Source organism: Amycolatopsis sp. MEPSY49 (assembly GCF_051337345.1).
Classification (GTDB): Bacteria; Actinomycetota; Actinomycetes; order Mycobacteriales; family Pseudonocardiaceae; genus Amycolatopsis.
Map to the genome: position 1 here is coordinate 255,880 of NZ_JBDLYJ010000004.1, position 25,241 is coordinate 281,120.

A 25,241-nucleotide genomic window follows, 5' to 3' on the forward strand; every position below is an offset into this window, starting at 1 on the left:
ACGCCTCCGCTACCCCGCGACGAAGATCGACAATTCCCCCGCAACGGCGAGATACGCGGCGACAAAACTCCGGCAACGAAAAACTCGGCCCGAAAACAAAAGATCACTTCCGGCCGGGCCCAGCACCGGTCACCATTGCCTGGGGCGTACTAGTACACCGATAAAGGGGTAGCACAGTGACCGACGAAAGGACAAGCAAGCGGAGCCACCGCCTGCGGGAATCGATCAAAGTCGGCCTGAGCGGGGTCGGCGGGCTCTACCTGCTCACCGGCTCACTGGCCGTGACCGCCATCGGCGCCATCGTCGCCCTCGCGCTGGCCGCCGTGCGGTGACTACGCCAGCTGCTGTCGCACCGCCGACGCGAAGCGCAGCGCCGCGGCCGGGTCCGTCTGGCGGAAGCCCAGCGACGGCTCCGTCAGCTCCAGCTCCAGCAGCAACGGCTTGCCGTCCGCGCCGCGGACCAGGTCCACTCGCGCGTACAGCAGCTCCGCGCGCAGGATTCCCAGCAACGCCGACGCCGCGTCCAGGACGTCCTCCGCCAACGCCACCGCGTCCGCGGGCGGGGACGCCGGTGCCAGCGTCTCCGACAGGTACAAGCCGGAAGCGTCCATCGTGGACCCCAGCATCGCGCCCTTCGAGAACGCGTGCGAGTAGATTCCGCCCAGGTACACCAAAGCCAGCTCGCCCGCGGTGTCCACACTGGACTGGTACGGCTGGATCAGCACCGTGTGGCCGTCGGCGTGCAACGACGAAACGTGCGCGGAAGCATCAGCACCCGCAGCGAACCGAGCCGCTCCTCGGGAACCCGCGCCCACCGAGGGCTTCACCACGAAGTCCGACGACGGGAACCGAGCCGACTCGCCCGGCGCGACCAGCGAGGTGGGCACCACCGCGACTCCCGCGTCGAGCAGCTCCACCAGGTACGACTTGTCCGTGTTCCACCGCACCACGTCGGCCGAGTTGTACAGCGACGGCACCGACTCGCACCACGACAGGAACTCCGCCCGCCGGGATGCGTAGTCCCACGTCGCGCGCAGGATCACCGCGTCAGCCGAAGCGAAGTCGAAAGACGAATCCCACGCCGCCCAGGACACCGAGAAGCCCAGCGACTCCAACGCGGGCACCACGGCGTCGTCGTCGCCGTCACCCGAAGGGAGCTCCGCGCAGCCGACCAGGATCGCGGTGGGGCTCACCGGCCCGCCATCTTGCGGCGGTGCTCCGGGCCGATCTTCGTCTGCTTGACCGTCTCCGCGTCCCACGAAGCCGCGTCGAGATCCTCGACCGCCTCGATCAACGCCGAACCGGTCTCGACGCTGGGCACCACCACGTCACCCAGCGCGCCGTCCGCGCCGACCAGTACCACGCGCGCTCCCGCCCGGCCGATGTTCTCCACCACCGCGCGGGACGGCTTGCCGTGCGCCTTCACGAACTTGCGGGCCGCGCCCAGCTGCGCGCTGGTCGGCGCGACCACGGTCTCAGAAGTTTCAGCCACGTCCCGAACGATAACCAACTACCGGCCGGAACGCGGAACAGCGTGGCGTCGGCCATAGTTGCTACCGGGAGAACCCGACCCGAGGAGGACGCATGCCCACCGCAGTGCAGGTGACGAAGACCGGCGGCCCGGAAGTGCTCGAAACGGCCGAAGTGGACGTCGCGGCCCCGCAGGCCGGCGAACTGCTGGTCGACGTCGCCGCGGCCGGGGTCAACTACATCGACACCTACCAGCGGCAGGGCATCTACCCCATCGACCTGCCGTTCGTCCTCGGCCTCGAGGGCGCGGGCACGGTCGTCGAGGCCGGCGCCGACACGGGCTTCGACGAAGGTGACCGCGTCGCCTGGCAGGGGTCGCTCGGCAGCTACGCGGCGCGCAAGCTCGTCCCCGCGTCGATGGCCGTCAAGGTCCCCGAAGGTGTCTCCCTGGAAACCGCCGCCGCGACGATGCTGCAGGGCATGACCGCGCACTACCTGGTCGCCTCGACGTTCGAGGTCAAGCCCGGCCACGACGTGCTGGTGCACGCGGCCGCGGGCGGCGTCGGGCTGCTGCTGATCCAGCTGGCCAAGGCGCGCGGCGCCCGCGTGATCGGCACGGTGTCGACCGCAGAGAAGGAGAAGCTCGCGCGCGAAGCCGGCGCCGACGAGGTGATCCGCTACGACCGCGACGACTTCGCCAAGCTCACCCGCGAGCTGACGAACGGCGAGGGCGTCGACGTGGTCTACGACGGCGTCGGCAAGGACACCGTCGACGGCAGCCTCGCCAGCCTCAAGATCCGCGGCCTGCTCGCGCTGTTCGGCGCGGCCAGCGGCCCGGTGCCGCCGATCGACCCGCAGCGCCTCAACTCGGGCGGCTCGCTGTACCTGACCCGCCCGACGTCGGCGCACTACACGCGCACCCGCGAGGAGATCGACTGGCGGTCGAAGGAGCTGTTCGACGCGGTCCAGGCGGGCGACCTGACCGTCCGGATCGGCGGCAAGTACCCCCTGGCCGACGCCCGCCAGGCCCACGAGGACCTGCAGGGCCGCCGCACCACCGGCAAGCTCCTGCTCATCCCCTGACTGTCACTTTCACGTGAAAGTGCCCACCTCGGGGCGGCACTTTCACGTGAAAGTGCCGCTTGTCAGCCCTGGTTGCCGGGGACCGAAACGGCGTCGGTGACGAAGACCAGCGTCTCGTTCGGCTGGATGCCGCGGCCGCCCTGGCCGTACGCCAGGTCCGGCGGGATGATCAGCAGCCGGCGGCCGCCCTGCTTGATGCCTTCCAGGCCCTGGTCCCAGCCCGGGATGACCTCGCCCGCGCCCAGGTTGAGGTCGAACGTCTCGCCGCGGTCGTAGGAGTTGTCCAGGACCTTCTTGTCCGACCAGGTCACCAGCAGGTAGTTCATCTTCAACTGCTGGCCGGCCTTCGCCGCGCCGCCGGTGCCCTCGGACAGGTCCTTGGTGATCAGCTTCTTCGGCGGGTCGCAGTCGTCGGGGATCGTGATCGCCGGCTTCTCGCCGAACTTGCCCGTCGTCTTGATGTCGTCCGCGGTGCACTCGCGGCCCTTGCTCTGGGTCGCCTGGGCGGCGGCCGACGACGGCGGCACCGACGGCCCCGCGGGGGCGGCCGTTTCGGTCTTGGCCTGCTGACCGCACGCGGCCAGCGACAGCGCCGCCGCGGCGGCGACCACGATCTTCCCGATCTTCTGCATGCGAGGCACCCTAGCCAAGCACGGAGAGTGCCGGGACGTCGTCACCCGTGGCGACCACGCCGAGCCGCCGCGTAGCCCGCGTCAGGGCCACGTACAGGTCGTTGAGCCCGCGCGGCGACCCCGAGACGACCTCGTCCGGCGCGACCAGCACCACCGAGTCGAACTCCAGGCCCTTCGACCGCTCGACGGTCAGCACGCTCAGCCGTTCGTCGTGGCCGGAAAGCCACGAAGACACCTCGTCGAACCGCCGGGCGGGCACCAGGACGGCCACCGTGCCACCGTCCACTTCGGACAGCTCACGCTCGGCCAGCCCGGGCAGCTCCGCGGCCAGGGACGCCGGCCGCGCCGACCACGGGGGCACCCCGGTCTCCCGCACCGAAGACGGCGCCGCCAGCTCCGGGGAAACCTCCGCCAGGACCCGCGCCGCGACCGCCATGATCTCGGCGGGCGTGCGGTAGTTCACGGTCAGCTCTTCGAGGCGCCACCGGTTCTCGACGTACGGCGAGAGCACCTCGTCCCACGACCGCGCGCCCCCGGCCGCCCCGGTCTGGGCGACGTCGCCGACCAGCGTCATCGACCGGTTCGGCGAGCGCCGCATGAGCAGCCGCCAGTCCATCGCCGACAGCTCCTGGGCCTCGTCGACGATCACGTGCCCGAACGTCCAGGTCCGGTCCTGCGCGGCCCGCTGGGCGGCGGTCAGCTCGCTGCGCGCCTGCTGGCGCTCGGCGAACAGCTCGGCGTCGAGGACGTCGGAGACGCGCAGCAGCTCCTCGTCGATGATTTCCTCGTCCTGTTCGAGGATGTCGAGCACGCCCTCGGCGTACGCGCGGTCCTCGCGCTCACGGCGTTTGCGCTCGACGCGGGCCTCGGTGTCGTCGACGCCGATCAGCTCGGCCAGCTCGTCGAGCAGCGGCACGTCGGCGGGTGTCCAGCGGGCGTCGCGGCTGCTTTCCAGAAGGGCACGATCTTCGGCGGACAGCAGCTTCCGGGCCGCACTCGAGAGCCGTTCGCGGTCGGCGAACAGGTCGTCGAGCACGCCTTCCGGGGTCAGCACCGGCCACAGTTCGTTCAGGGCCGCGGCGATGTTCTCGTCCGCGGCCAGCTCGGCGCGGATGTCGGCGAGGTCCTGCCCGTCGAGGAGGTCCTCCCCCAGCTTGCGGGCGGCTTGGCGGGTCAGCGCGTCGAGGACGTCGGAGACGAACAGGCGCCGCGCCGGGTTGTGCGGGCGCCGCGAACGGCGGGCGCGGGTGCGGGCATCGGTGCAGGTCTTGCGGTCCAGCCGCAGCACGTCGTGCTCGTACTCGATCTCCATCACCGGCTCGGGCACGCGCTGGCGGTCGCGGACGGCGTTGGCAAGCACGTCGGCCATCACCAGCCGGCCCTTGACCTCGGCCGTTTCGCGGGACTCGACGCCGTCGGCGTCCAGGCCGGGGTAGAGCTGCCCGATCGTGGCGAGCAGCACACCGGTCTCGCCGAGCGAGGGCAGCACCTGGCCGATGTAGCGCAGGAACGTGCTGTTCGGCCCGACGACGAGCACGCCGCGGGTCGTGAGCTGCTGGCGGTGCGTGTAGAGCAGGTAGGCGGCGCGGTGCAGCGCGACGGCGGTCTTGCCGGTGCCGGGACCGCCCTGGACGACCATGACGCCGCCGAGCGGGGCGCGGATGATGCGGTCCTGCTCGGCCTGGATGGTGGCGACGATGTCGCTCATCTCACCGGTGCGCCGCTGTTCGAGCGCGGCCAGCAGCGCGGCCTCGCCGGCCAGCCCGAGGTCCTGGCCCTGGTCGGCGGCGGTGAGGTCGAGGATCTCGTCGTCGAAACCGGTGACCTTGCGGGTCAGCGACCGCAGGTGCCGCCGCCGGCGCACCCCTTCGGGGGAAGCCGCGGTGGCGAGGTAGAAGGGCCGCGCGACGGGCGCCCGCCAGTCGACGAGCAGCGGCTTGTAGTCGTCGTCCTCGTCGAAGAGCCCGAGGCGGCCGATGTAGGTGGTTTCCTCGGCGCTCTCGGGGACGAAGTCGAGCCGCCCGAAGGCGAGGCCCTGCTCGACGGAGCCGAGCTGGGCGAGCCGGTCGGTGTAGAGGGTGGTGGCGACGTCGCGCTCGGTGCGGGCCTGCGGGGTGCCGCCGGTCAACCGCAACGTCTCGTCGAGGCGGCGCTGGGCGTCGACGCGCTCGGCGTCGAGCTTCGCGTAGAGAGTGGTGACGTACGCCTGCTCGCGGGCGAGCTCGGCGGAGAAGTCGTCCGAAGACAAAGATCCTGCTTTCGCCTCAAGGAAAAGAGCCAACCGAGTTTAACGGCGACCGCCGCGCGATCATTCCGCGCCGAGGGCGCAGTACGGGTAGATCTCGGCGCCCGCGCCGGGAAGCACGTGGTCACCCGGCGCGCACGACACGCTCGCCGGCGGCAGCCGGTCGCCGCCGGTCAGGTGGCCGGTGGGGTCGCGGTGGAGGACGGCGGCGCCGCGGCTGGTCAGGGCGCGGCAGTTCGCCGAGTGGTAGCGGATGCCGCCCGGTACGGCGGACGCGGTCACCGGGGTGAACCCGCCCAAGGCCTCGGGCGCGAGCCAGGTCACCGCGCCGACCACGGGCCGGTCGAGGACGACGCCGGCCCGCTGTCCGGGCGGGAGCACCGGTACCTCGACGGTCCGGGTGCCGGACGTCACCGGGATCCGGTAGGCGGCCAGGGTGCCGGTGTTCTCCAGCACCGCGACACCCGGGCCCAGCTCGGCGACGCGGACGGTCCCGCCGTCGGGGGCCGGGCCGGGGACGGCGGTGATCCGGGACGGGATCGCGCAGCCGGTTCCGAGCAGCTGGTTCTGGTCGAGCGGCACCTTCCCGCGGCCGAGCAGGACCAGCAGGCCGAGGACGACGACCGCGGCTACCGCGGTCCCGATCCGTCTCAGAACGGGAGACCGAGGGTCGGCAGGCCGATGGCCGAGTCGACCGCCAGCGCCACGAACACGATCATCAGGTACGTGTTCGACCGGTGGAACAACGCCATCGGCTTGGTCTCTTCACCACGCCGCACCGCCGCCTGCAGGCTGTGCGCGTAGAAGAGGAACCAGCCGCCCGCGAGGATCGCGAACGTGCCGTACAGCCACGACGTCACCGGGAGCAGCAGCAGCGTCCACGCCACCATCACCCACGAGTAGATGACGATCTGGCGGGCGACGTGCTGGGCGGTGGCGACCACCGGCAGCATCGGGACGCCCGCGCGCTCGTAGTCGTCGCGGTACTTCATGCCCAGGGCCCACGTGTGCGGGGGCGTCCAGAAGAAGATGACGCCGAACATCACGAACGCCGGCCACTGCACGGTGCCGGTGACGGCCGCCCAGCCGATGACCACCGGCATGCAGCCCGCCGCGCCGCCCCAGACCACGTTCTGCGACGTGCGCCGCTTGAGGCCGAGCGTGTAGACGAAGATGTAGAACAAGATCGTCGCGACCGCCAGGATCGCCGACAGCAGGTTGACCGTGAAGTACAACACCACCGCCGACGCGACACCCATCACCAAGCCGAAGATCAGCGCGCCGCGGCGGGGCACCGAGTCCTTCACCAGCGGGCGGCGCTTCGTGCGGTTCATCACCTTGTCGATGTCCGCGTCGATCACGCAGTTGAGCGCGTTCGCGCTGCCCGCGGCCATCGTCCCGCCGACCAGCGTGGCCAGCACCAGCCACGGCGACGGGATCTGACGGCCGGCGAGGAACATCGCCGGGATGGTGGTCACCAGGAGGAGCTCGATGACCCGCGGCTTCGCGAGCGCCGCGTAGGCGCCGACGACCCGGCGGAGGCTTCGCCGGTCACCGTGCGGTCGATCACCGGTCGGGTGCACGGCGCTGGTGTCGTCACTGCGTCCGTGCGCAGCGTTCACCAACGACATTTCACTCCCTGCGTCAGGTTCGGGCGGGACCAGTCCGGGTAGCCGAAGAACCAGCCCTACTGAACCCTCGAACGATGTTAGACGTGGTGAATCCCGTGGGTGATCGCGGGTCCTCGACCGGCCGAAGCACTAGGCTGGCCGCGACGGGCCGCGATTGCCCCTGCGCATGGCCGCGAGCAGGAATATCGTCCCTTCGGGATCGATTGAGATAGGTAGCCGCGCGCACGGGTAACCGGAACGAGGAAGACCAGCCGCAACCATCATGACCGGGAGTTGGAGTTCAGTGTCCGAAACCGCCACTACCAGCGAGAACAACCCACTCCTCCGGCGCAACGTGCCCGCCGACTGGACCGAGACCGACACCCGCGCCGTGGACACCGTCCGGGTGCTGGCCGCGGACGCGGTCGAAAACTGTGGCAGCGGCCACCCCGGCACCGCGATGAGCCTCGCGCCGCTGGCCTACACGCTCTTCCAGCGCACGCTGCGTCACGACCCGGCGGACCAGCACTGGCCGGGCCGCGATCGCTTCGTCCTCTCGGCCGGCCACTCGAGCCTGACGCTCTACATCCAGCTGTTCCTCGCCGGCTACGGCCTCGAGCTCGAGGACCTCAAGCAGCTGCGCAAGTGGGGCTCCAAGACCCCGGGGCACCCGGAGTACCGCCACACCGACGGCGTCGAGACCACCACCGGCCCGCTGGGTCAGGGCCTGGCGAACGCCGTGGGCATGGCGATGGCCGCCCGCCGCGAGCGCGGCCTGCTCGACCCGGACGCCGCGCCCGGCGAGAGCATCTTCGACCACCACATCTACGTGATCGCCTCCGACGGCGACATCGAAGAGGGCGTCACCTCCGAGGCCTCGTCCATCGCGGGCCGCCAGGAGCTGGGGAACCTGATCGTCTTCTACGACGACAACAAGATCTCGATCGAGGACGACACCAACATCGCGCTGTCCGAGGACACCGTCGCGCGCTACGAGGCCTACGGGTGGCACACCCAGGTCGTCGAGGGCGGCGAGGACGTCGTCGCGATCGAGGAGGCCATCAAGGCAGCCAAGGCCGAGACGCAGCGGCCGTCGTTCATCGCGCTGCGGACCGTCATCGGCTACCCGGCGCCGAAGAAGATGGGCACCGGCAAGGCGCACGGCGCCGCGCTGGGCGCCGAAGAGGTCGCCGCGGTCAAGGAGATCCTCGGCTTCGACCCGGAGCAGTCGTTCCAGGTCGAGGACGACGTGCTCAAGCACACCCGCCAGGCGCTCGAGCGGGGCAAGACCGCGCACGCCGAGTGGCAGGAGAAGTACGAGGCCTGGGGCCGGGCCAACCCGGAGCGCAAGAAGCTCGGCGACCGGCTGGCCACCCGCACGCTGCCCGAGGGCTTCGCCGACAACCTGCCGAAGTGGGAGCCGGACGCCAAGGGCATCGCGACCCGCAAGGCCTCCGGTGAGGTGCTCAACGCCCTCGCCGAGCCGCTGCCGGAGCTGTGGGGCGGCTCGGCCGACCTGGCCGAGAGCAACAACACGACTATGAAGGGCGCCGACTCGTTCGGTCCCGAGAAGGCCGCCACCGACATGTGGCAGGCCAACCCGTACGGCCGGACGCTGCACTTCGGCGTCCGCGAGCACGCCATGGGCTCGATCCTCAACGGGATCGCGCTGCACGGCGGCACCCGCCCGTACGGCGCGACGTTCCTCATCTTCTCCGACTACATGCGCCCGCCGGTCCGGCTGGCCGCGCTGATGAAGGCGCCGGTCACCTACGTGTGGACGCACGACTCGATCGGCCTCGGCGAGGACGGGCCGACGCACCAGCCGATCGAGCAGCTCTCCGCGCTGCGCGCGATCCCGGGCCTCAACGTCGTCCGCCCGGCGGACGCCAACGAGACCGCGTACGCGTGGAAGGCGGTCCTCGAGGACGTCCACCACCCGTCCGGCCTGGCGCTGACCCGCCAGAACGTGCCGGTGCTCGAGGGCACCAGCGCCGAGGGCGTCGCCAAGGGCGGGTACGTCCTGGCCGATTCCGACGGCACCCCGGACGTGGTCCTCATCGCCACCGGTTCCGAGGTCCAGCTGGCCGTCGAGGCGAAGAAGACCCTGGACGCCGACGGCGTCAAGGCGCGTGTCGTGTCCATGCCGTGCGTCGAGTGGTTCGACGCGCAGGACGCGGCCTACCGCGAATCCGTCATCCCGGCCGGTGTGAAGGCCCGCGTGTCCGTCGAGGCGGGCATCGCCCAGTCGTGGCACCGCTTCACCGGTGACGCCGGGGTGAACGTTTCGATCGAGCACTTCGGCGCCTCCGCCGATGCCGCCACACTGTTCCGTGAGTTCGGTTTCACCGCGGAAGCAGTCGTCGAGGCCGCGCGCCGCTCGATCCAGAACACCAAGAATTCCTGAAGGGGATGACGCAGCAAATGAGCAACGACAAGCTCGCGCAGCTGTCCACGGCCGGTGTCTCGATCTGGCTCGACGACCTCTCGCGTGAACGCCTGAACACCGGCAACCTCGCCGACCTGATCCGCGACAAGCACGTCGTCGGCGTGACGACCAACCCGACGATCTTCGCCAACGCGATGTCGAAGGGCGACGCCTACGACGAGCGGACGCGGGAGCTCGCCGCCCAGGGCGCCGACGTCGAGGCGACCATCCGCGACCTGACCACGACCGACGTGCGCAACGCCGCGGACCTGTTCCGCGACGTCTACACCGCCACGAACGGCGTCGACGGCCGCGTCTCGATCGAGGTCGACCCGCGCCTGGCCAAGGACACCGAGAAGACGGTGGCCGAGGCGAAGGACCTGTGGAAGACCGTCGACCGGCCGAACGTGCTGATCAAGATCCCGGCGACCGAAGAGGGCCTGCCGGCGATCACGGCCACGCTCGCCGAGGGCATCAGCGTCAACGTCACGCTGATCTTCTCCGTCGAGCGCTACAAGAAGGTCATCGAGGCCTTCTTCGCGGGCCTCGAGCAGGCGAAGGCCAACGGCCACGACCTCAAGGGCATCCACTCGGTGGCGTCGTTCTTCGTGTCCCGGGTGGACACCGAGATCGACAAGCGCCTGGAAGCGATCGGCACCGACGAAGCCCTGGCCCTGCGCGGCAAGGCCGCCGTCGCCAACGCCCGGCTGGCCTACGCGGCCTTCGAAGAGCTGTTCGCCACCGACCGCTGGAAGGCCCTCGCGGCCGACGGCGCGAACGCGCAGCGCCCGCTGTGGGCGTCGACCGGTGTGAAGAACCCGGACTACTCCCCCACGCTCTACGTCGACGACCTGGTCGTGAAGAACACCGTCAACACGATGCCGGAGAAGACCCTGGACGCGGTGGCCGAGCACGCCGACCTGCAGGGCGACCGGGTCAGCGGCCACGGCAAGGACGCCCAGCAGGTCTTCGACCAGCTCGAAGCCGTCGGCATCGACATCCGCGACGTGTTCCTCACGCTGGAGAACGAGGGCGTCGAGAAGTTCGAGAAGTCGTGGACCGAGCTTCTGGACACCGTGAACGGGCAGCTCGAGCAGGCGAAGGGCTGAAGCACGACATGACGACAGGCGAAAAGACCGGCGTCGAGATCGTGGACGCCGCACTGGCGGAGCGTGCCGCGCCGCTGGCCGAACAGCTGGTCAACGACCAGGCTGCTTCGAAGCTGGCGGCGCAGGACGCGACGCTCTGGGGGCCGGACGCCGAATCCGAGGCGTCGATCCGGCTGTCGTGGACGACGCTGCACAAGTCGTCGCGGCCGCTCATCGGCGAGATCGAGGCGCTGCGGACCGAACTGCGGTCCGAGGGCGTCGACCGCGTCGTGCTGGCCGGCATGGGCGGCTCGTCGCTGGCGCCGGAGGTGATCACCGCGACCGACGGCGTCGCGCTGACCGTCCTCGACACCACCGACCCGGGCCAGGTCGCCGACGCGCTGGCCGGCGACCTCGAGCGCACGGTGATCGTGGTGTCGTCGAAGTCGGGCGGCACCGTCGAGACCGACAGCCACCGGCGGATCTTCGCGAAGGCGTTCGCCGACGCGGGGATCGACGCGGCGCGGCGGATCGTGGTCGTCACCGACCCGGGCTCGCCGTTCCAGGAACTGTCCGAAAAGGAGGGTTACCGCAAGACCTTCCTCGCCGACCCGCACGTCGGCGGCCGTTACTCGGCGCTGACGGCGTTCGGGCTCGTCCCGGCCGGCCTGGCCGGCGCGGACGTGGCCCGGCTGCTCGACCAGGCCGCCTCGGCGGCCGAGGAACTCGCCGCGGACTCGGCGGACAACCCGGCGGTCAAGCTGGCCGCCGCCTGGGCCGCCGCGCACGAGACGGGCGCGGAGAAGGTCGTGCTGGCCGACACCGGTTCGGGCATCAAGGGTTTCCCGGACTGGGCCGAGCAGCTGATCGCGGAGTCCACCGGCAAGCAGGGCACCGGCCTGCTGCCGGTCGCGGTCGAAGGCCCGGAGGCGGCCGGCTTCGCCGACGCCAAGTCCGACGCCACGGCCACCGCGGTCGGCAGCCCGCAGGGTTCGGCGAAGATCTCGGTCACCGGCTCGCTGGGCGCTCAGTTCCTGCTCTGGGAGTTCGCCACGGCGCTCGCCGGCCGGCTGCTTGGGATCAACCCGTTCGACCAGCCCGACGTCGAAGCCGCGAAGAAGGCGGCCCGCGCGCTGCTGGACGACCCCGAGAAGCTGAAGGGCGGCGAGACGGCGTCCAATGTGGACGGCCCGGTCGAGATCTTCGGCAGCGAAGGGGTTTCCACGGACGGCAGCCTCACCGACGTGCTGCGCGCGTTCTTCGCTTCGGCGCCGGACGCGGGCTACATCGCGGTGCAGGCCTACCTCGACCGCCTCGACGACGCGTCGACCGAGCTGCTGCGCGGCGAGATCGCCAAGCGCACCGGGAAGCAGACGACGTTCGGCTGGGGCCCGCGGTTCCTGCACTCCACCGGCCAGTACCACAAGGGCGGGCACCAGAACGGCGTGTTCCTGCAGCTCACCGGCGCCGTCGAGCAGGACCTCGACGTCCCGGACCGGCCGTACACGCTGGGGCAGCTGCAGCACGCCCAGGCCCTCGGCGACGGGCAGGTGCTCGCCGAGCACGGCCGTCCGGTGCTGCGCCTGCACCTGACCGACCGGGCCGCGGGGCTCGCGGCGGTCGTCCGCGCGGTACAGGAGGGGGACGCATGACCTGGAAGAACCCGCTGCGCGACGAGCGGGACAAGCGGCTCCCGCGCATCGCCGGACCGTCCAGCCTGGTGATCTTCGGGGTCACCGGCGACCTGGCCCGCAAGAAGCTGATGCCCGCCATCTACGACCTGGCCAACCGCGGGCTGCTGCCCGCCGGCTTCTCGCTCGTCGGGTTCGCCCGGCGCGACTGGGAGCACCAGGACTTCGGCGAGCTCGTGCACGACTCGGTCAAGGAGCACGCGCGGACGCCGTTCAAGGAGTCGGTGTGGAACCGGCTCGCCGAAGGCATCCGGTTCGTGCAGGGCACCTTCGACGACGACGACGCGTTCGACCGGCTCGCGCAGACGGTCAAGGACCTCGACCAGGAACGCGGCACCGGCGGCAACACCGCGTTCTACCTGTCGATCCCGCCCGGCGCGTTCCCGGTGGTGACCAAGCAGCTGGCCCGCTCCGGGCTGGCCAACGCCGACGCCAGCACCTGGCGCCGGGTCGTCATCGAGAAGCCCTTCGGGCACGACCTGAAGAGCGCCGAAGAGCTGAACGCGATCGTCAACGACGTCTTCCCCGAGGAGTCGGTGTTCCGCATCGACCACTACCTCGGCAAGGAGACGGTGCAGAACATCCTGGCGCTGCGCTTCGCGAACCAGCTGTTCGAGCCGATCTGGAACGCCAACTACGTCGACCACGTGCAGATCACCATGGCCGAGGACATCGGCCTCGGCGGCCGCGCGGGGTACTACGACGGCATCGGCGCGGCGCGCGACGTGATCCAGAACCACCTGCTGCAGCTGCTGGCCTTCACCGCGATGGAGGAGCCGCTGTCGTTCGACCCGCGGGCCCTGCGCGCGGAGAAGATCAAGGTGCTCTCGGGCACCAAGCCGCTGGGACCGCTGGACAAGACGACCGCGCGCGGCCAGTACGCGGGCGGCTGGCAGGGCGGCACGAAGGTGCCCGGCCTGCTGCAGGAAGAGGGCTTCGCGAAGGACTCGAAGACCGAGACCTACGCCGCCGTGACGCTGGAGGTGCAGAGCCGCCGCTGGGCCGGGGTGCCGTTCTACCTGCGCACCGGCAAGCGGCTCGGCCGCCGCGTCACCGAGATCGCCGTCGTGTTCAAGCGGGCGCCGCACCTGCCGTTCGACTCGACGTCGACCGAGGAGCTGGGGCAGAACGCCCTGGTCATCCGGGTCCAGCCGGACGAGGGCATCACGCTGCGGTTCGGCTCGAAGGTGCCGGGGACCACGATGGAGGTCCGCGACGTCACGATGGACTTCGGCTACGGGCACGCGTTCACCGAGTCCTCCCCCGAGGCCTACGAACGCCTGATCCTCGACGTCCTGCTGGGTGAGCCGTCGCTGTTCCCGGTGAACGAAGAGGTCGAGCTGTCCTGGAAGATCCTCGACCCGATCCTGGCGCACTGGGCGAAGGAAGGCGCGCCCGAGCAGTACCCGCCGGGCACGTGGGGTCCGCCGTCCGCCGACGAAATGCTGGAGCGCACCGGCCGGAAATGGAGGCGCCCGTGATCATCGACCTGCCGTCCACCACGACTTCGGCACTCAACAAGAAGCTGGTGGAGATCCGCGAACAGGGCGGGCAAGTCGCGCTCGGGCGGGTACTGACGCTGGTGATCGTGGCCGACGACGACGCCAAGCTCGAGGACGCCATCGAGGCGGCCAACGGCGCGAGCCGCGAGCACCCGTCGCGGGTGATCGTGGTGGCCAAGGGCGCCCGCACGGCGGCCCCGCGCATCGACGGCCAGATCCGGGTCGGCGGCGACGCCGGCGCGAGCGAGGTCATCGTGCTGCGCCTGTACGGCCCGCTGGCCGCGCAGGGCCAGAGCGCGGTGGTGCCGCTGCTGCTGCCGGACGCGCCGATCGTCTGCTGGTGGCCCGGGGCCGGTCCGAAGGACCCGGCGAAGGACCCGCTGGGCGAGCTGGCCCAGCGCCGGATCACGGACTCGGCCGCGGAGAAGCACCCGGTGAAGGCGCTGACCACGCGGGCGAAGGCGTACACGGCCGGCGACACCGACCTGGCGTGGACCCGGCTGACCCGCTGGCGGGCGCAGCTGGTGTCGGCGCTGGACCTGCCGCCGTACGAGAAGGTGACGGGCGCGACGGTGACCGGCGAGGCCGACTCGCCGTCGACCGAACTGCTGGCCGGCTGGCTGGCCGAGTACCTCAAGGTGCCGGTCAAGCGGGTCAAGAGCACGGGCGCGGCCGGGATCATCTCGGTGACCCTGAACCGCCGGTCGGGCCCGGTGGAGCTGCACCGGCCGGACGGCCGCGTCGGCACGCTGACCCAGCCGGGCCAGCCCACCCGCCGGATCGCGCTGCAGCGGCGTGACAACCAGGACTGCCTGATCGAGGAGCTGCGGCGGCTCGACCCGGACGAGGTGTACGAGACGTCGCTGCACGGGCTTTCGAAGATCACCTCCGGCACGAACGGCAAGACGGGGGCGCCGCCCAAGGCGGACGTCACCTCGCCCGCCGCGGCGGCGGCTGCTTCCGGTTCCAAGAAATGAGCAAGACGGAAGTTGTCGTCTACGCGAACCAGGACCTCCTGGCGGCCGCGGCGGCGGCCCGCCTGGTGACGCGCCTGGTGGACGTCCAGGCGGCCAAGGGATCGGCCTCGCTGGTGCTGACCGGCGGCGGAACGGGCATCGCGGTGCTGTCGGAGCTGCGTGCTTCGTCGGCCCGCGACGCGATCGACTGGTCCCGCCTGGACATCTACTGGGGCGACGAGCGGTTCGTCCCGGCGGATTCGGACGAGCGGAACGAGAAGCAGGCCCGCGAGGCGTTGCTGGACCACGTCCCGCTGGACCCCGCGCGCGTCCATGCGATGGCACCGTCGGACGGCGAGTTCGGCGACGACGTCGACGCGGCGGCCGCGGCTTACGCGTCGGTGCTGGCGTCTCAGGCGGGTCCGGAGGACCACGGGGACGTGCCGTCGTTCGACATCATGCTGCTGGGTCTGGGCGGCGAAGGGCACACGGCTTCGGTGTTCCCGGAGTCGCCGGCGGTGTACGAGACCGAGCGGTCGGTCGTGGCGGTGCGGAACTGCCCCAAGCCGCCGCCTACGCGGGTTTCGTTGACGCTGCCCGCTATCCGGCGGGCTCGGGACGTGTGGTTGATGACGGCCGGGTCGGCGAAGGCGGACGCGGTGGCGTTGGCGTTGTCGGGGGCTGGTGAGGTCCAGTTGCCGGTGGCGGGGGCTCGTGGGCACCGTCGGACGTTGTGGCTGTTGGATCGGGCCGCGGCGGGGAAGCTGACGAAGGTTTATCAGCCACCCACGGCTTGAGTTGGTTTTTGGAGGCCCCCTCGGTTCGCGCCGAGGGGGCCTCCGCCGTTGGCGCGCCGAAACTGTCGGGGCTCGGCGGTAGCGTGGAAAACGGGGGCCTGCTCAGGCGGCTTCGCCGTGCCCACACCGGCTTCCGCCGCGGCGTGTTTCCCGGTTTCGGCTATCGCTCTCCGCGCCTTACTTCACCCGCCAGCCGCGGCCCAGGTTGCCGAAGATCTCCTCCGCCGCCTTTCGCGGGTTCTCGTTCGCCACGATCAGCTCTCGTGACGCCAGCGCGAACCTCGCCAACGACGCACACGACACGTCGTCCTCCGGTGCCTCCATCTCCGCCGCGATCGCCTTCGCCAGGGCCGTCTCGTGGCGCATCCACATCCGGCGGGCGTAGTCGCGCAGCACCGGGGTGCTCTCGATCAGGCCGATGAACTCCGCGCTCGGGCCGCCGTCCGCGCTGTCCCGGAGCATGTGCTCGCGCAGCGCGTCCACGATCGAAAAGCCCGGCGGGCGGCCGCGGACCGCCAGGACCAGCGCCGCCTCGATGTCGTCGTCCTGGTCGAACAGCAGTGCTTCCTTGCTCGGGAAGTACTTGAACAACGTCGTCACCGAGACGTCGGCGGCGTCCGCCACCTCCTTCACCCCGACCTCGTCGTAGCCGCGCGCCAGGAACAGCTCCAGCGCCGCGTCGGCCAGCGCCTGCCGGGTCTGCGCCTTCTTGCGCTCGCGGCGCCCGATCACTTCGGTCATGCCCGCCAGCCTACGTGATGGTGAACTCACTTCAAAAGTTTAGTCGTTGCACTTTTTGAGTCACTATGGTTTTCTGGGAACAGGCCGCCGGACCAGCCGGCGGCACCGAACTTCCAGGGGGAAGCCATGAACTCCATCGCGATCGTCGGCGCCGGCCTCGGCGGGCTCGCGTGTGCCCGCGTCCTGCAGCTCCACGACATCGACGTCACCGTCTTCGAACAGGAACCCTCGGCCGACTTCCGGCCCCAGGGCGGCACACTCGACCTCCACGGCGACACGGGCCAGGTCGCCATGCGCACCGCGCACCTGTACGAACCGTTTCGTACCTTGGCTCGCCCCGAAGGCCAGCAGATGCGGGCCATCGACCCGCTCAGCGGCGAAGTCGTCATGGACGAGGTACCGGCCGAAGGCGACGACTTCCGCCCCGAGATCGACCGCGGTCAGCTCCGCGGCCTGCTCCTCGACTCCCTCTCCCCCGGCACCGTCCGCTGGGGGCGCCCGATCGCCGACGTCACCAAGACCGGCGAGGGCGCCCGCCTGAGCTTCGCCGACGGCATGGACCAGGACTTCGACCTGGTCGTCGGGGCGGACGGCGCGTGGTCGCGCGTCCGGCGCGCCCTCACCGGCGTCCGGCCCGAGTACAGCGGCGTCACGTTCGTCGAGTTCGGCCTCGACGACGCCGACCGCCGCCACCCGGGCCTGGCCGCGCTGACCGGCCAGGGCACACTGATGACGAAGATCGACGGCAAGGCGCTCGTCGCGCAGCGCACCAGCACCGGCCACATCCGCTGCTACGCCACGTTCTACGCGCCCGAAGACTGGGCCACCGGGCTCGACTTCGCCGACACGGCGGCCGTGCGCGCGAACCTGCTGGAGCGCTACGCCGGCTGGCACCCGAGCCTGCTCGCGTTCCTGCACGACGTCGACGGCGGCTTCACGCACCGGCCGCTGCAGGTCCTCCCGGTGCCGCACGCGTGGACCCACACCCCCGGGCTCACGCTGCTCGGCGACGCCGCGCACCTGATGCCGCCGCTGGGCGTCGGCGCGAACCTCGCGCTGCTGGACGGCACCGAGCTCGCCACCGCGCTGGCCACGTCGGCGAGCCTCGGGGAGGCCGTCCGCGCCTATGAGGCCGGGATGCTGCCGCGGTCGATCGAGACGGCGAAGGCGTGCGCCACCGGCCTGCACGACCTGCTCAGCGACGACCTCCGGTCCATGGCGGCCTGATGACCCTTGCCGGGCGACCACACGTGGGTAACATGATTCCCACGATGTGGTCGTCTCGGTGCACAGTACGGAGCAGTACTCCCACTCTCGGTAGCACCCTTTTGCCGTCATACCCCGGACGGAGTAGTCGACTACGGAATTCGGACGCCGGAACTCCGACAACGGGTGAAACTTACCGTCTTCGTACGCGACCTCGTTAGCATCCGCACATTTGTCCGTTGCTGCGCGTCCCGATCGGGCCCTGAGCACCTCTCACCAACAAGTCCACAAGACGAATGGGGTCGCCAGCGATGAGTACAGAGGGACTCTCGATTCCAGGCATCTCGATCGCCGGCTCGGGGCCATCGGCCGCCGAGCGGGTGCGCAAGCGCGGGTTGAGCCTGTTCGGCTCGGTGCCGCGCCCCGCTGTGGTCACGTTCGCCATCGAGGCGGCCGCGGTCATCCTGGCCGTGCTCGACGTGTGGCTGGTGATTCCCGAGAAGGCCCAGCCCTATTCGATCTGGCTCTCCGGCGCCGCCTGCCTCGCGGTGGTGTTCCGCCGGAAGTTCCCGTTCCTCGCCGTGCTCGTCGCGGTCCCCGGCTTCCTGGCCGGCTGGGCGCAGCTGGCGTCGATGATCACGCTCGGCATGCTCGCCACCCGCCGTCAGCTGCACTGGCAGGTGTGGGTCGGCGCGGCGCTGGTGTGGTGCTGCCGGTTCGTGCAGTGGCCGCTGGAGGACTTCGCCGAGCTCAGCTGGCGTGAACACATCCTCGACGGTATCTACGGCGTCCTCGTCGCCGGCATGCCGATCGCGATCGGCCTGCTCATCGGGGCGCGGTCGGAGGTCTCGAACAAGCTCGCCGAGCTGGCCACGAGCCGCGACCGCGAGCGCCGCTTCCACGCCGACGCCGTCCGCGCCGAGGAACGCGCCCGGCTGGCGCGCGAGATGCACGACGTCGTCTCGCACCAGATCACGCTGATCGCGATGCAGGCCGGCGCGCTGCAGGCCCAGTCGACCGACGACCGGGCGCAGGAGACCGCGCAGGTCATCCGGACGCTGTCGAAGCGGACCCTGGAGGAGCTGCGGTCGCTGCTGAGCGTGCTGCGCGCGGGCGCCGACGACGACGGCCCGCGTCCCGGGATCAACGACCTCGACCGGCTGATCCGGACGTCGGAGGTGCCGGTACACCTGTCGGTGGAGCACCTGCCGGAGGCGCTGCCGAACCAGGTGTCGGCGGCGGCGTACCGGACGGTGCAGGAGTGCCTGACGAACGTCCACAAGCACGCCCCGGGCGCGACGGCGACGATCCGCATCCAGGGTGAGCACGGAGCGCTCAAGATCGAGGTCCGCAACGAGCGCGCTCGCCGGACGGCGGAGGCGCTGCCCTCGGGCGGGCACGGACTGACGGGCCTGGCCGAGCGGGCGCGGCTGCTGGGCGGGAGTTTCGAGACGTCCGGGACGGAGGACGGCGGGTTCCGCGTGCGGGCCCGCTATCCGCTGGACCGCTGAGGGCGGCCGCCGGCCCCCGGTATCCAGTTTACCGGCGGGGTACGACGGTTTCGGATTCGATGGAGCCGTGAACGGCGGATTCCGGACGCAACGGGCCGGGATTCGCCGTTCGCGGCTTTTTCCGTGCGGGACTGTCGGTGGTTCCCGGTAGCGTGGAAATCGGGGGCTGCTCCGGCGAGGATCGGCACCCCGGTGAAACGGTCGCGCTCACCTTGCGAGCAGGCAGCAAGGGTCTGCATCCCCGGACTTCCCATGACCCGCAGAGCGCGGCCGACCCGCCCTCGGTAGCCGCTGAACTCAACTGACGCTCGCGGCCGGCGGCTCGGCAAAGTTGGGCGTCGCCCACACATGCGTAATGCCGTGAAGGCCCGGAACTGTCGGTGCCCGCCGGTAGCGTGGAAAACGGGGGCTGCTCAGCTCCGGAACGCGCGAAAAGCCACCCCGAGGTGTCCCGGGGCGGCTTTCGGCCCGCTGGAGTTAGATGATCTCCCGGCGCTGGCGCAGGCGCTCGAGGGCTTCGGCCAGGATGGCCTCGCCGTCGGCGTCGCTGCGCCGCTCCTTCACGTACGCCAGGTGCGTCTTGTACGGCTCTGTCCGGGGTGCGGCCGGCGGGTTCTTCTCGTCCTGCCCGCCGGGGAGACCGCAGCGAGGGCAGTCCCACTCGTCCGGGATCTCCGCGTCGAGCGCGAACGACGGGCGGGCTTCGTGGCCGTTGGCGCACCAGTAGCCTACCCGGCGCCGCGGCGCCGATTCACCTCGCTCGGATTCGCCCGTAGGACCGGCACCCACCCGGGTGCCTCGAATCGCGTTACCGCCAACCATGAATCCTCACACCTAGGAATCGGCGGCGCGCCCCCCAATAGGCACGCCGAATCGCTGCGCCCTGCCGTCGTGACCCGGTCGCGATCGACGGCGGGGCGCCGGACGCCTCACACCTTGAGCAGCAGACCCAGGCCCACGATGCTGATCAGCCAGACCGCGCCCAGCAGCAGGGTGATGCGGTCGAGGTTCTTCTCGGCCACGCTCGACCCGGCCAGGCTCGACTGCATCCCGCCGCCGAACAGCGACGACAGGCCACCGCCCCGGCCCCGGTGCAGCAGCACCGCGACCACCAGGAACACGCTGGTGACGATCAACAGGATTTGCAGGAACAGCTTCATGTCATCCTCTGGGCTCTAGGAGAATGCAGGGGTACGGCATGGTCGTTTCCGACCACCACCGTACCCCTGGACTCGTCCACTGCTGTGTGACGGACCGGATACACAGGTTACCCGGTCGTGGCCTCGATCAGGGCAGCGGCCCGCCCGCGGCGAGTGCGCAGAGTTTCGTGAACTCCTCGCCGTCGAGGCTCGCTCCGCCGACCAGGGCACCGTCGATGTTCTCGCAGCCCACCAGCTCGCTGATGTTGCCCGACTTCACCGACCCCCCGTAGAGCACCCGGACGGACGAAGCGACCTCGTCGCCGTACTTCTCCTGGAGGGTCGCCCGGATGGCCTTGCAGACCTCTTCGGCGTCCGCGGACGACGCGACCTTGCCGGTGCCGATCGCCCAGACCGGCTCGTACGCGACCACCACGTCCTTGACCTGTTCGGCCTTGAGGCCCTTCAGGCCCTCGATCAGCTGCGTCGTGGTGTGGTGGATGTGCTCGCCGGCCTCGCGGACCTCGAGCTTCTCCCCGATGCAGAGGATCGGCGTGATGCCGTGCTTGAGCGCGGCCTTGACCTTCTTGTTGACCAGCTCGTCGGTCTCGGCGTGGTACTCGCGCCGCTCCGAGTGGCCGACGGTGACGAACTTGCAGCCCAGCTTCGCCAGCATCAGGCCCGAGATGTCACCGGTGTAGGCGCCCGAGTCCTGCGGCGCGAGGTCCTGCGCGCCGTAGGTCAGCGACAGCTTGTCGCCGTCGACCAGGGTCTGCACGCTGCGGATGTCGGTGAACGGCGGCAGCACCGCCACGTCGACCTTCGCGTAGTACTTCTCCGGCAGCGCAAACGCGATCTTCTGGACGAGCGCGATCGCCTCGAGGTGGTTCTGGTTCATCTTCCAGTTGCCGGCGATGAACGGCTTGCGTGCCACTAGTTCTTCTCCTCCAGGGCCGTCACGCCCGGCAGTTCCTTGCCTTCGAGGTACTCCAGCGAGGCACCGCCGCCGGTGGAGATGTGCGAGAAGCCGTCCTCGGGCAGGCCCAGCTGCCGCACCGCGGCCGCCGAGTCGCCGCCGCCGACCACGGTGAACGCGTCGCTCTTCACGAGCGCCTCCGCGACGGCCCGGGTGCCGCCGGAGAAGGCCTCGAACTCGAAGACGCCCATCGGGCCGTTCCAGAACACCGTCTGCGCGTCGGCGAGCTTGCTCGCGAACAGCTCGCGGCTGCGCGGGCCGATGTCGAGACCCTGACGGTCGGCCGGGATGGCCGTGGCGTCGACGGCTTCGTGCTCGGCGTCGGCCGAGAACTCCGTCGCGGCCAGGACGTCGACCGGCAGGACCAGTTCGACGCCGCGCTTCTCGGCCTCGGCGAGGAAGCCCTTGACCTGGTCGAGCTGGTCGGCCTGCAGCAGCGACTGGCCGACCTCGTGGCCCTGGGCCTTGAGGAACGTGTACGCCATGCCGCCGCCGACGAGCAGCCGGTCGACCTTGGTCAGCAGGTTCGCGATGACGCCGAGCTTGTCGGACACCTTCGCGCCGCCGAGCACGACCACGTACGGCCGCTTGACGTCGTCGGTCAGCTTCTTCAGCACGTCCAGCTCGGCCAGCACCAGGCCGCCCGCGTACGCCGGGAGCACCGAAGCGACCTCGTAGACCGAGGCCTGCTTGCGGTGGACGACGCCGAAGCCGTCGGACACGAACGCGCCGCCGGGGACGAGCGCGCCCAGCTCGGCGGCCAGCTCGGAGCGGTCCGCGGCGTCCTTGCTGGTCTCGCGCGCGTCGAAGCGCACGTTCTCCAGCAGGACGACACCGCCGTCGGCGAGGCCGCCGGTCAGCGCCTTCGCGGACTCGCCGACCAGGTCACCGGCCAGCGCGACCTCGGCGCCGAGCAGCTCGGAGAGCCGCTTGGCGACGGGCGCGAGGGTGTACTTCGGGTCCGGCTCGCCCTTCGGGCGGCCGAGGTGCGCGGTGACGACGACCTTCGCGCCCGCGTCGGCGAGCTTCTTGATCGTCGGCAGGGCCGCGCGGACCCGGCCGTCGTCGGTGATGCGCTCCCCGTCGAGCGGGACGTTCAGGTCGGACCGCACGAGTACGTACCGGCCCTGAACGCCCTCGCCCAGCAGGTCGTCGAGGTTCTTGACGCTCATCGGGTTCAGGAGATCTTCGTACCGACGAGCTTGACCAGGTCGGCGAGGCGGTTGGAGTAGCCCCACTCGTTGTCGTACCAGCCGACGACCTTGACCTGGTTGCCGATGACCTTGGTCAGCGGCGCGTCGTAGATGCAGGACGCCGGGTCGGTGACGATGTCGGCCGAGACGATCGGGTCGTCCGAGTAGCGCAGGATGCCCGCCAGGGGGCCCTCGGCGGCGGCCTTGTAGGCGGCGTTGATCTCCTCGACCGTGGCGGCCTTGGTGAGGGTGACGGTGAGGTCGGTGGCCGAGCCGGTCGGGACCGGGACGCGCAGCGCGTAGCCGTCCAGCTTGCCCTGCAGCTCCGGCAGCACGAGGCCGATGGCCTTGGCGGCACCGGTCGAGGTCGGGACGACGCTCAGGGCGGCGGCGCGGGCGCGGCGGAGGTCCTTGTGCGGCGCGTCCTGCAGGTTCTGGTCCTGCGTGTAGGCGTGCACGGTGGTCATCAGGCCCTGCTCGATGCCGAACGCGTCGTGCAGCACCTTGGCCAGCGGGCCGAGGCAGTTGGTGGTGCAGGAGGCGTTGGAGATGATGACCTGCGAGCCGTCGTACTTGTCGTCGTTGACGCCGAGCACGATGGTGAGGTCCTCGCCCTTGGCGGGCGCGGAGATGATGACCTTCTTGGCACCGCCGGCGATGTGCGCCTTGGCGGCGTCGGCGTTGGTGAAGAAGCCGGTCGACTCGACGACGACGTCCACGCCCAGGTCGCCCCAGGGCAGGTTGGCCGGGTCGCGCTCGGCGAGGGCCTTGATGGTCTTGCCGTCGACGACGATGCCCTCGTCGCTGACGCTGACCTCACCCGGGAACCGGCCCAGGATGGAGTCGTACTTCAGCAGGTGGGCCATGGTGGCGACGTCGCCGAGGTCGTTGAACGCGACGACCTCGATGTCGTGGCCGCTGGCCTGCACGGCGCGGAAGAAGTTGCGGCCGATGCGGCCGAAGCCGTTGACACCTACGCGAACGGTCACTGCTGCCACTCCTCTGAGGATCGGCCGGGAGGCCCGGCCGTGACTTGCGGGCTCGCGGTCACCCTAGCGTGCGGGCATGCGCGTCCCTGACTGCCCTGACGAGACTTCCACCACTTGGCGAACGGGTCAAGAATCGATTAAGAAGCGCGGGGTGCGCGGGCGGGGTTTCGGGGGCGGACCACGGTGGACCGACCGGGGGTGATGGTCCGGGCGCCGGGACCGGTTCCGGCTGGCTGCGGCGGGTGTGGGCCGGGTGGGTGGAGGTGGGCCGGTTCGGCGCTGTAACGATTCAGCCGATGGAGTGGTGGCGGGTTGTGAAAGGCGGGTTCGGAGACGTGCTCGGGCCGCCTTGGGGCCGGCGTGAGGTCGATGACTCGACCGATCCAGCGAAGGCCGGGCAGGGAGCGGGGCACGATCGAGCGCGAGCCGGCTGGGCTCGGCTGCGTTGGGCTCGGCTGAGCTCGGCTCGGCTCGGCTCGGCTGAGCTCGGCTCGGCTCGGCTGAGCTCGGCTCGGCTCGGCTGAGCTCGGCTCGGCTCGGCTGAGCTCGGCTCGGCTCGGCTCGGCTCGGCTCGGCTGAGCTTGGCTTGGCTTGGCTCAGCTGGGATGGGCTGGGCTCGGCTGGCTTGGCTTGGCTCAGCTGCGCTTAGCTGAACTCGGCCTCCGGCTCGCCCCGGCTCGGCCAGCCCCGGCCCCGGCCCCGGCCCCGGCCCCGGCCCCGGCCCCGGAAGCATCTTCCCTACGACCTGGCAGTCCCCCCTACGCCGTCAGCTCGCGTTCGAGCGGTGTCCGGAACCGCGGGACGGCCCGGACCTCGCCGTACCAGCTCGCGCACCGGTCCGCCTCCTTCTCGACCCTCTCCGCGACCTCCGATCCCACGTCCTCCAGCAACCGGTACGCGATCTCGCCCGATGCCCGCTGTCCCCAGCCACCGACGATCCGGCCGGACGCCCAGATCGTCGGGCCGATGTTGCCGCTGCGGTCGAACAACGCCTGCCGGTGCGGGCCCAGGAACCAGTCGCGCTCTTGCCAGCCCATCGGGGTCGGGTCCAGAGCCGGCAGGAACGCCACCCATGGCGAAGGCTCAGGCACCGGCGATAAGTCGTCCGCCAGCGCCACGCCCGGTACGCCGTCCAGGTCGACCTCCACCGGGGACACCGCGGAGAGAGCCTTCTTCGTCTGGCCGGCCGTCCAGCCCGTCCACCAGCGCAGGTCCGCCACCGGCGCCGGGCCGTACGCGCGCAGCCAGCGGCGGGCCAGCTCCGCCCGCGCCTCCTCCGCGCCCCAGGCACGCAACCCCGGCACCCACGAATCCAAGGGATGCCACACGTACTGGCTGCTGAGCCAGCTGCCGCGGGGCCGGCCGCGGGCGATCCGGCCGTCGGCCGCCAGCAGGAACAGCACCCGGCTCGTCACGTTGCCGATCGCTTCGTACGGCTTCCCCGCCGCCATCAGCAGCTGCTGGCGCAACCTCGGCTCGTCCTCGCTCAGCTGCTGCGCCGTCGCCGACCCGCGGGCGCGCAACGCCGCCTCGACCGACGCTTCGACGTCCGCCAGCCACTTCGCCGGCTCCGGCACGTTCTCCGGATGGCCCTGCGTCCCGAGGTGCTGTTCGAGGAGCTTCCGCTGCTTGACGGCGATGTCCGCCGAGCACCCGGCCTGCACGAGCGCCGCCGTGTCCAGGTCCGTCACGAACACCGTGCGGCGCATGCCGAGCAGCCGCAGCAGCGTCCGGTCGTCGTACAACGCCTGCTCCACCAGGGGAATCCCCGGCGACGCCAACCTTGCGGACGCCGACAGGTGCACTGTCGCCGGGTCGGTGGCGTGCAGGGCGACGACCCCGGCCACGGCGTCGGTGACCGTGGCCGCGGGCGTGGCCAGGTGGTGGCGGACCGCGAGGCGGGCCCGGCGCTGCGAGGTGCTGATCGTCGGTGGAGGCACCCGCTGTTGATACCAGCCCCCACCGACAAAAACCGCTGGTCGCC

The 25,241-nt window shown here is 70.7% G+C and carries 23 protein-coding genes; 10 read left to right on the forward strand and 13 right to left on the reverse strand.

Annotated features, from left to right (window positions below; genetic code table 11):
* Positions 1 to 176: 176 nt before the first annotated feature.
* Positions 177 to 332, forward strand: a complete 156-nt coding sequence (locus ABFJ78_RS20670; RefSeq protein WP_436388001.1) for a hypothetical protein — start codon at positions 177 to 179, stop codon at positions 330 to 332.
* On the opposite strand, the gene ABFJ78_RS20675 is transcribed toward ABFJ78_RS20670, so the two are convergent.
* Both ABFJ78_RS20675 and ABFJ78_RS20680 read right to left on the reverse strand, forming a co-directional pair.
* Positions 333 to 1,193, reverse strand: a complete 861-nt coding sequence (locus ABFJ78_RS20675; RefSeq protein ID WP_436388002.1) for an ATP-grasp domain-containing protein — start codon at positions 1,191 to 1,193, stop codon at positions 333 to 335.
* Positions 1,190 to 1,492, reverse strand: coding sequence for a hypothetical protein (locus ABFJ78_RS20680; RefSeq protein ID WP_436388003.1), 303 nt, complete (start codon positions 1,490 to 1,492; stop codon positions 1,190 to 1,192). Before ABFJ78_RS20680 ends, ABFJ78_RS20675 begins: the two co-directional genes overlap by 4 nt.
* Positions 1,493 to 1,584: 92 nt before the next feature.
* On the opposite strand from ABFJ78_RS20680, the gene ABFJ78_RS20685 reads away from it, so the two are divergent.
* On the forward strand, positions 1,585 to 2,553 hold the full coding sequence (locus ABFJ78_RS20685; protein ID WP_436388004.1) for a quinone oxidoreductase family protein: 969 nt from the start codon (positions 1,585 to 1,587) through the stop codon (positions 2,551 to 2,553).
* A gap of 62 nt (positions 2,554 to 2,615) precedes the next feature.
* On the opposite strand, the gene ABFJ78_RS20690 is transcribed toward ABFJ78_RS20685, so the two are convergent.
* The 4 genes from ABFJ78_RS20690 to ABFJ78_RS20705 form a co-directional block, all read right to left on the reverse strand.
* Entirely contained in the window at positions 2,616 to 3,185 is a 570-nt protein-coding gene (locus ABFJ78_RS20690; RefSeq protein ID WP_436388005.1) for an FKBP-type peptidyl-prolyl cis-trans isomerase, read from the reverse strand.
* Positions 3,186 to 3,195: 10 nt separating this feature from the next.
* Positions 3,196 to 5,433: a HelD family protein gene (locus ABFJ78_RS20695; protein WP_436388006.1), complete on the reverse strand. Its 2,238-nt coding sequence runs from the start codon at positions 5,431 to 5,433 to the stop codon at positions 3,196 to 3,198.
* 60 nt (positions 5,434 to 5,493) lie between these two features.
* A complete protein-coding gene (locus ABFJ78_RS20700; RefSeq protein ID WP_436388007.1) occupies positions 5,494 to 6,012 on the reverse strand; it encodes a hypothetical protein in 519 nt (172 codons plus the stop codon).
* Between the two features lie 68 nt (positions 6,013 to 6,080).
* Positions 6,081 to 7,061: a heme o synthase gene (locus tag ABFJ78_RS20705; RefSeq protein ID WP_436388008.1), complete on the reverse strand. Its 981-nt coding sequence runs from the start codon at positions 7,059 to 7,061 to the stop codon at positions 6,081 to 6,083.
* Between the two features lie 283 nt (positions 7,062 to 7,344).
* Between ABFJ78_RS20705 and tkt the strand changes: the two genes are divergently transcribed.
* The 6 genes from tkt to pgl are packed head-to-tail and all read left to right on the forward strand — an operon-like array spanning position 7,345 to position 15,502.
* Positions 7,345 to 9,447, forward strand: a complete 2,103-nt coding sequence (gene tkt / locus ABFJ78_RS20710) for a transketolase (protein ID WP_436388009.1) — start codon at positions 7,345 to 7,347, stop codon at positions 9,445 to 9,447.
* 17 nt (positions 9,448 to 9,464) lie between these two features.
* A complete protein-coding gene (gene tal / locus ABFJ78_RS20715) occupies positions 9,465 to 10,577 on the forward strand; it encodes a transaldolase (RefSeq protein ID WP_436388010.1) in 1,113 nt (370 codons plus the stop codon).
* Positions 10,578 to 10,585: 8 nt separating this feature from the next.
* Entirely contained in the window at positions 10,586 to 12,208 is a 1,623-nt protein-coding gene (locus ABFJ78_RS20720; RefSeq protein ID WP_436388011.1) for a glucose-6-phosphate isomerase, read from the forward strand.
* Positions 12,205 to 13,728, forward strand: a complete 1,524-nt coding sequence (gene zwf / locus ABFJ78_RS20725) for a glucose-6-phosphate dehydrogenase (protein WP_436388012.1) — start codon at positions 12,205 to 12,207, stop codon at positions 13,726 to 13,728. The genes ABFJ78_RS20720 and zwf overlap by 4 nt, the downstream gene beginning before the upstream one ends.
* The gene (opcA, locus tag ABFJ78_RS20730) at positions 13,725 to 14,726 is read left to right on the forward strand and encodes a glucose-6-phosphate dehydrogenase assembly protein OpcA (RefSeq protein ID WP_436388013.1); all 1,002 of its coding nucleotides are present in this window, start codon (positions 13,725 to 13,727) and stop codon (positions 14,724 to 14,726) included. The genes zwf and opcA overlap by 4 nt, the downstream gene beginning before the upstream one ends.
* The gene (pgl, locus tag ABFJ78_RS20735; protein WP_436388014.1) at positions 14,723 to 15,502 is read left to right on the forward strand and encodes a 6-phosphogluconolactonase; all 780 of its coding nucleotides are present in this window, start codon (positions 14,723 to 14,725) and stop codon (positions 15,500 to 15,502) included. The genes opcA and pgl overlap by 4 nt, the downstream gene beginning before the upstream one ends.
* Positions 15,503 to 15,679: 177 nt before the next feature.
* On the opposite strand, the gene ABFJ78_RS20740 is transcribed toward pgl, so the two are convergent.
* A complete protein-coding gene (locus tag ABFJ78_RS20740; protein ID WP_436388015.1) occupies positions 15,680 to 16,243 on the reverse strand; it encodes a TetR/AcrR family transcriptional regulator in 564 nt (187 codons plus the stop codon).
* A 126-nt stretch (positions 16,244 to 16,369) separates the two neighbouring features.
* Between ABFJ78_RS20740 and ABFJ78_RS20745 the strand changes: the two genes are divergently transcribed.
* Positions 16,370 to 17,470: an FAD-dependent oxidoreductase gene (locus tag ABFJ78_RS20745; RefSeq protein WP_436388016.1), complete on the forward strand. Its 1,101-nt coding sequence runs from the start codon at positions 16,370 to 16,372 to the stop codon at positions 17,468 to 17,470.
* 290 nt (positions 17,471 to 17,760) lie between these two features.
* Complete coding sequence (locus ABFJ78_RS20750; protein WP_436388017.1) at positions 17,761 to 18,960, forward strand: sensor histidine kinase; 1,200 nt, start codon at positions 17,761 to 17,763, stop codon at positions 18,958 to 18,960.
* A gap of 477 nt (positions 18,961 to 19,437) precedes the next feature.
* Here ABFJ78_RS20750 and ABFJ78_RS20755 read toward each other — a convergent pair whose 3' ends face one another.
* The 6 genes from ABFJ78_RS20755 to ABFJ78_RS20780 form a co-directional block, all read right to left on the reverse strand.
* Positions 19,438 to 19,782, reverse strand: coding sequence for an RNA polymerase-binding protein RbpA (locus tag ABFJ78_RS20755; protein ID WP_086671261.1), 345 nt, complete (start codon positions 19,780 to 19,782; stop codon positions 19,438 to 19,440).
* A 107-nt stretch (positions 19,783 to 19,889) separates the two neighbouring features.
* The gene (gene secG, locus ABFJ78_RS20760) at positions 19,890 to 20,120 is read right to left on the reverse strand and encodes a preprotein translocase subunit SecG (protein WP_086845181.1); all 231 of its coding nucleotides are present in this window, start codon (positions 20,118 to 20,120) and stop codon (positions 19,890 to 19,892) included.
* Between the two features lie 127 nt (positions 20,121 to 20,247).
* The gene (tpiA, locus tag ABFJ78_RS20765; RefSeq protein ID WP_436388018.1) at positions 20,248 to 21,033 is read right to left on the reverse strand and encodes a triose-phosphate isomerase; all 786 of its coding nucleotides are present in this window, start codon (positions 21,031 to 21,033) and stop codon (positions 20,248 to 20,250) included.
* On the reverse strand, positions 21,033 to 22,247 hold the full coding sequence (locus tag ABFJ78_RS20770) for a phosphoglycerate kinase (RefSeq protein ID WP_436388019.1): 1,215 nt from the start codon (positions 22,245 to 22,247) through the stop codon (positions 21,033 to 21,035). Before ABFJ78_RS20770 ends, tpiA begins: the two co-directional genes overlap by 1 nt.
* 5 nt (positions 22,248 to 22,252) lie before the next feature.
* Positions 22,253 to 23,257 carry a type I glyceraldehyde-3-phosphate dehydrogenase gene (gap, locus tag ABFJ78_RS20775; RefSeq protein ID WP_364446698.1) on the reverse strand — a complete coding sequence of 335 codons (1,005 nt, stop codon included), beginning with the start codon at positions 23,255 to 23,257 and terminating at the stop codon, positions 22,253 to 22,255.
* A gap of 758 nt (positions 23,258 to 24,015) precedes the next feature.
* Positions 24,016 to 25,197 carry a winged helix DNA-binding domain-containing protein gene (locus tag ABFJ78_RS20780; RefSeq protein WP_436388020.1) on the reverse strand — a complete coding sequence of 394 codons (1,182 nt, stop codon included), beginning with the start codon at positions 25,195 to 25,197 and terminating at the stop codon, positions 24,016 to 24,018.
* Between the last annotated feature and the right edge of the window lie 44 nt (positions 25,198 to 25,241).